Annotated in this window: 6 protein-coding genes; 3 read left to right on the top strand and 3 right to left on the bottom strand. The window is 34.0% G+C overall.

All coding sequences use genetic code 11. The features are described 5' to 3' along the window. Positions 1-174: 174 nt before the first annotated feature. From B3E00_RS16975 to B3E00_RS16965, 3 genes are all read right to left on the bottom strand, one after another. Positions 175-708, bottom strand: coding sequence for a hypothetical protein (locus tag B3E00_RS16975; RefSeq protein WP_293939436.1), 534 nt, complete (start codon positions 706-708; stop codon positions 175-177). A gap of 156 nt (positions 709-864) precedes the next feature. Next, positions 865-1,569 carry a DUF7003 family protein gene (locus B3E00_RS16970; protein WP_293939434.1) on the bottom strand — a complete coding sequence of 235 codons (705 nt, stop codon included), beginning with the start codon at positions 1,567-1,569 and terminating at the stop codon, positions 865-867. Positions 1,570-1,596: 27 nt separating this feature from the next. Further along, on the bottom strand, positions 1,597-2,619 hold the full coding sequence (locus B3E00_RS16965; RefSeq protein ID WP_293939433.1) for a hypothetical protein: 1,023 nt from the start codon (positions 2,617-2,619) through the stop codon (positions 1,597-1,599). Between the two features lie 596 nt (positions 2,620-3,215). On the opposite strand from B3E00_RS16965, the gene B3E00_RS16960 reads away from it, so the two are divergent. The 3 genes from B3E00_RS16960 to B3E00_RS16950 all read left to right on the top strand — a co-directional run bounded on the left by B3E00_RS16960 (position 3,216) and on the right by B3E00_RS16950 (position 6,492). Continuing rightward, the gene (locus B3E00_RS16960) at positions 3,216-3,617 is read left to right on the top strand and encodes a hypothetical protein (RefSeq protein WP_293939432.1); all 402 of its coding nucleotides are present in this window, start codon (positions 3,216-3,218) and stop codon (positions 3,615-3,617) included. Between the two features lie 912 nt (positions 3,618-4,529). Then, the gene (locus tag B3E00_RS16955; RefSeq protein ID WP_293939430.1) at positions 4,530-5,870 is read left to right on the top strand and encodes a serine hydrolase domain-containing protein; all 1,341 of its coding nucleotides are present in this window, start codon (positions 4,530-4,532) and stop codon (positions 5,868-5,870) included. Positions 5,871-5,892: 22 nt separating this feature from the next. Beyond that, positions 5,893-6,492, top strand: coding sequence for a DUF4932 domain-containing protein (locus B3E00_RS16950; RefSeq protein WP_349681467.1), 600 nt, complete (start codon positions 5,893-5,895; stop codon positions 6,490-6,492). The last annotated feature ends 50 nt before the right edge of the window (positions 6,493-6,542 follow it).

The following is a 6,542-nucleotide window of genomic DNA, read 5'->3' as shown; positions in this document are numbered from 1 at the left end:
TAAGGGGGGATAGCTAATGGAACAAGCTAAAATAATACGCTTCTTGATAAGAACAATCACCTTTTTTCGTAACCTAATTTTTATTTTGGACGGTAGTGATTTCAAATAATAAACAAAAATACTTTATCTGAATAGGTTCCGTTGTAAACGAGATGAAATTTTAATACTCTAAATTTATTTATTATTTTGATTTTTGATTTCTTTAAACTCTTTTTTCGAAAGGGGTACTTTGCTTGTCATAACTCCATTTATTACGAACAATTTCACAGATATTTCTACTTGCGAGTAAAATCTACCCATATCGACTTTAGCGATTTCAAGTTCACCTAATGCATTTCCATCCGATCCATTGATATTAATATTCCCGACAGTAGGTTCAGTTTTTATGGTAAACTCAAATCTTCCTTGACTATCAGCTGTTTTTTTAGCAATTAATTCATTATCTAAATCCCGAACTTCAATTACTGCATTTGGTACTATCTTATTACTTCCTCCCATGCGTACCTCTCCCTGAAGTGATATTATTCCTTCCAGATCTCTACTCTCTTTTAAATATCTTATACTATATCCACCATTATCCTTAAAATAATTTGCATCTCGTTTCCTATGCGAAATGCAAGACAACATGATGATGGCTAAAAATAGAAACAAAAATCTAACAGCCATGTTTTGTACCCCTTTTGGATGTGCCCTCTTTAAAAATTCCATGTTGTTCAGCATTGATAGTATTAGTTATGCTCGTTTTTGTTTCATCGTCTAATTTTATAATTTACATGAAAAGGGGGAATAATCGCAGCGCTCATTGTAAAAAACAAAATTAAAACGCGATAAAGCTATTTAAAATTAAATTCTAATCCCTCGTATTTATAAAGTTCCACCCTCAGGCCAATATTTCCAGTGCGTGTTTGGTGCAAGAGTAGGCTTATATAATGCTTTATTGCCAGTCGCAAGTGCTTCTGCGATCTGAATAAATGCTTCCATTGCACTCGGTAGTTGATTATCCGCTAAATCAGGATGGAGCCATTCATTCAGCTCTAAGAATATCGGTAAATCGGATGGAATGGTTAGCGATATTTCGGTATTGGTTAGCCAAATATGATCTGAATATTCAGGTACAAAGCTTCTCATTAAATCCCAAGGGGCAATTTTATTTGGATATTCAGGATCGATTTGTTTATGTTTAAGAAAATCAGGATCTGTGTTTAATGGAATAATTTTATCTCTAATTTTTATGGTTTTAACGTTACTATCCAGATATGGGATATAATTTTCATTATCATAAAGAAATGAATCCGTATCAGAATCACTTACGAAACAATTGAAACTGACATGATCATAACCGTTAAGTAGGCAATTGCCATATACATAGGCAATTGTTGTAAAACCCTTTACGTCATAATCGTGATTGTTGAATGCAAAAATTTCAATTAACATTGCCCATCTATTTTCATCGCGAAAAATTACCATTTTTTGATCTCCATGATAGTAATAGCCGTTATCCAACATTGGAAAGGTATAATTTTTAGCGTCTTGGTCAAGTTGACTAAGTATTTCTGCAGTTGATATCATTTATTTAAGTATAAAATATCTATTTGTCTAATGTGTTAGAAAACTTCTCAAGGTTTCTTTATTTATATTTTTAGACAAAGTTTTGATTAATTTTCCTTTGCTATCCAAAAATATAAATGCAGGTATATCTGTAGAGCCCAGATAACGCTGCTGAATTTTTAGGCTACGTTTACCTATGGTTATGTTGCCGGTACTGTTTTCGTCATTTTTAAGGTTCGGTATTTCATCTATCTTGGTTTTGTCATCAATGTACAAAATGACAAACAAAAATTCATGAAGAAGTTTTGTGTTGAGTTTCTTGTCGTCAAACAAAGAAGCTTCGATTTTTCTGCTATCTATATGGTTCCAGCCCGTAAAATAGATGATAACATTCTTGTTGAGGCTGTCTGCTTCCAGGAAAATTTCTGCTAACGTCATAGTATTATACTTCCCCCTGAATAGTGCATCCTCAATATTGCGTGGTGAATCGTCTATACTTGTTTTCATCTCCATATCTACGCTCGCTTGTTGCTGCTTTTTTGCAAGATTTTTGAAGATGCCCCAAGCTTCAAAATAAGAGTAATCTTTCGAAGGATTGGTTTTTATGTAGTTATAGAATTCTTCAACCTCGTTAGAGTCTAGCGGAATTTGCAAAAGTAACTTGCGGTCTGATATCCAATTTTTAAGGTTTACTTTCTTATTTTTGAGCGCTTTGGATGCATTATGAGAACTTTTTAAGAATGGAAATTCATCCGAATTTTGGAACTCTATTATCTTGTCAAAGATGTTTTGGTAAGTTACATCCTTTTTTTTGCCAGAATCCAGGAACGCTACAATTAAGGTGGCAAAAAGTGGAGGCTCGCTAATTATCTCTAGTGCGCTGCTGTCGAGACCGCATCCTCTTAACCGTGCAAAATCTTTAAGAATACTGTCAATTTTACTAATATCTAAATCTTGCAAAGATATTTTCTTTTTCAGAAGCTGTTGGCAGTTTACCTGCCCATTTACAAAGTTTACACTGAAGGTTGCTGACAAAATTATTAGAATAATAATATGGTATATTTTTTTCATTTTTTAAAATAGAGGGCTTTATTAAATATAATGATTTGCAAAGAATTTGGCTATAAAACATGACATACAATTTGATTCGTTTCCAACTTTTAATAAGGCGTTTTTAAATCTGTGATTGAATCATTAACTTGGAAAATAGATAGTTAGCGCGCTTGATGTGCGTCTAGAAGCTTGAGTAAATGATGGGCTAATTCGTCAAAAATAGGGAGCTTATTCGCTGTTTATTAACTGTCATGAATTTTTCTAGGCTCAAATGATTATCTTGATTTTGCAATCTATTTAAATGAGAACTCAATGTGAAGTATCTGGAGTTCATTGCTATCCGTAATCAATATTTGGCGCTATATTTTAACACCTTTTTCAAATTATTATAAAAAATATATGCGTTTAATTCACTTATTCTTCTTTTTCCTAATGCCTTGTCCACTTTTATGGGGCCAAGAGAACGTTAAACTAAAAATATACCTAGAAGGTATAAATAAAGAGCTATTTAACGTGCATTTTGATGATGGTCTCGTGAAATGGATATTATAAATATTACTGTAGCAGATTCTCAAATTCACTCGTATTGCTGATATATAAATAATCAATAAGTTATGAAAAGAAAATACAGAGTTTTGCTTCCAGCCTTAATTTTTGTCGTTCTTAGCTCTTGCAAAAAAGATGAAAAGATAGCAATTGATAACCTGATCGGTAAGTGGACCGTCGCAAATGATGATCCTAGAATGGCCGTAGATGGTTCGTTTACATACAAATTCAACTCAGATATGACCTGCATTAAGAATATATACAATGCGCTTTCAAATCGAGATACGACCATTTTCAGAACCTATGTATTAAGTAATGATAAGACTTTGGTGACGCTCTACGATGAACGCAAGATATATACGGAACAGTATTTGATAAAAAAATTGAATACGAAGGAAATGAAGTGGGAGAATGCTTCTCCTAATGACGGTAACGAGAATAAGAGGTTGGTTCGATCTAACGACCGATAGATTTGAATTGACTTTTAACTCGCCAACTAGTTTTGGTCAATATTTCATTAACTCTCGTCTGGTAAATCTAGTTTAAAGTATTGGGACTTCGATCATTTCTATAAAAATCATGATGAGTAACCTTAAGTGAACTATGTCGAAATGATTTGTTTTCCATAGTACAATTAACTACATTCATACATCGCGTTTTTATTTATGATACAGTATTTAACAGACGATTAAATCAGAACAAGCCTTAGACTGGGAACATCTGTAGAACAATGGCTAGGCCACGTAGAAGACGATGATTATACCATTCTTAAATGGTTAAATATTGATAAGGGAAGCGATGACAGTTTTTCTGTAGCCTATTTCGAATGCTTTGATGAGGGAAATGAAGATTTCATGGACATCTATGCGTTTCCATTGGCTGATCCTGATGAACCTTTTGGAGTGATAAATACTTTTTATTCAATTGATGAGGCATTAAAATTTGCTGCATTCATCCATAAAGCATCTTTTTCATAGATATGTTTCCTGGAATGATTCAGGAAGAATATAGGGATTATATTAAGCGCTAATTTCATCTATGATGTTTCTATGGGCCGATGCTATAGACCTATGAAAGATAGCATACACTTTATAGAGTTGGTAAATTATTGGCATGGTATGACGAAACCGATATTTTCGGGATAATCGCAATGTGAATTTTAATACTTCTGACATATAGATAATACAATCTTTATTGAGGCTGTCTGCTTCCATAAAAATTTGCGCTAACCTCGTCGTATTATACTTCTCCCGCTATGTATAATAAGGATATATATTTTTATAAAATAAATAAATCAATTAGTTATGTAAATTAGAGCAATCCAATACAGCTGTTGGACCATTGAAAACATACAAATAGATCTTTCAATAAATCCCTTATATATGTGTTTGCTAAAATGTAGTAAGAATATCTCCGTGCTTATTGTTTTATTTGCTTTTCTCGGCGATACAACATTGGTAGCGCAAGAAAAGTTAAATGCGTATTTTGATCATCTTTTCCGAAATAATAAAATGATGGGAAGTGTAGCGGTACTGCACAATGATAGTCTATTTTATACAAGTTCAATAGGCTATGCCGATGTTGATTCTAAAAGAAAAAACGATAGCAGTACAAAATTCCGTATTGCATCCAATACAAAAACTTACACGGCTGTTTTAATTCTCAAGGCTGTAGAAGAACAAAAACTACGTTTGGAGACGTATCTTTCGACATTTTATCCCCAAATTAAAAATGCCGAAAAGATCACTATAGAGCAATTATTGAAGCATCGTAGTGGCATAGTTAACTTTACTGAAATCGATGGGAACGAAATATGGGACCAGAAATTTCATACAGAAGCAGAAGTTTTTAACTATATTAAGGATTTTAAAAGCAATTTTGAACCAAATACTGCCTTCGAATACAGCAATACGAATTATGTACTATTAGGGTTTATATTGGAGAAAGTATATCAGAAGTCTTACGCTACACTGTTAAATGAAAAGATATGCAAACCACTTAGACTTAACAATACTTACTTCTCTGCAGAGACAGATCCCAATAGACATGAAGCGGTATCGTATAATATTCAAAATAAATATATTAAAAATTCAAATGTAAATTTTTCCAATCATCCCGCTAGCGGTGGTATAGCGACTACAGCTGTAGAACTTAATCGATTTCTTTCAGGACTGTTTGAGGGTAAATTAATCTCCAAGGAGAGCCTTGCGTTAATGTTACCCGAGAGTAAGGGGGAATACGGAATGGGAATAGAAAAAGCACGATTTAAGAATCCAATAGGGTATATTCACGGTGGTAGAATTGAAAATTATTTCTCGGATTATTGGTATTTTCCTGCGGAAAAGCTGGGGATCGTGACTTTGTGTAACGCCGTTAATATTAACCTAGGCGAAGTCCAAAATACACTCATTCAATATGTTTATGGTAGAGATCCCATCTTACCCGATTTCAATAAAACAAAAGACCTGACTGAGGATAAGTTTCGCAAAATAGCAGGAACCTATCGATATAAGGAGGGGAGTCAAACAATGACGATTTCTTCAGATGGCAAGAATTTGATCGGTCAGTTATCAGACAATGGACAGATGTATGTTCCTTATCGCTATAAGTCAGACTATACATTTGTGTATGATGATGAAGGTAGCATTTTAGAGTTTATGCCCGACGAACAATGCTTGTTGTTGAAAGATGGAGACTTGGTGCTTGAATTTACGAGAATATAAAGATTCAATTTGACATTTTCCGATAGAAGACACGACAATTTTTAGGGAAAGCGGTGAAAAATTATATGGTGTTGTAAAGGAAAAAATGAACCGGCAGGCATACCGTAGCTGGCAAACGATGCTGAATGAGGCATTGGTTCGAGCTGCGGTTATTAAATATCTGAAAGATCATCATTTCAACTCCGAAGAAATCTCAAAGGAAACCAATGAACAGCTAGATAGGGGATTTCTTTGGATTGAAAAACTCGTTGATGAACTAGAAAACTTTGACCGTCAGCGCGACAAATATCCTACTTTAGAGAGTTATATGCCTGTACTTGCTGAGGCTTATCAATCCTATGCTACAAATATTTCTTCTTTAGATGAGTCCTTTGAAGAAAGGAGACCAAAAATTATTTCTTTTGAGGGTATTCAGGATGGACAAACCAATGTCAGCAATACCTTAAAGGAGCTGAAGATAAATTTCGACAGGCCCTTATTGGGACATGGACGGTCATTTAGGGGTATAGACTGGGAATTGGAACCAAACGAAACCTATGAGATCATCATTACAGGGAATGCGTTCCGGACTGCAGATGGGATACCGATTAAAGACCATTATCTAAAATTTAGCACAAAGTAATTTACTGCTGTCTTGGCCGATATTTGACCATACACATAATCAATTTAAAT

The organism is Sphingobacterium sp. UBA5996 (genome assembly GCF_002429765.1).
GTDB lineage: Bacteria > Bacteroidota > Bacteroidia > Sphingobacteriales > Sphingobacteriaceae > Sphingobacterium.
Note: the sequence above shows the minus strand (reverse complement) of the source record. Positions and strands in the feature narration are given on the sequence as shown.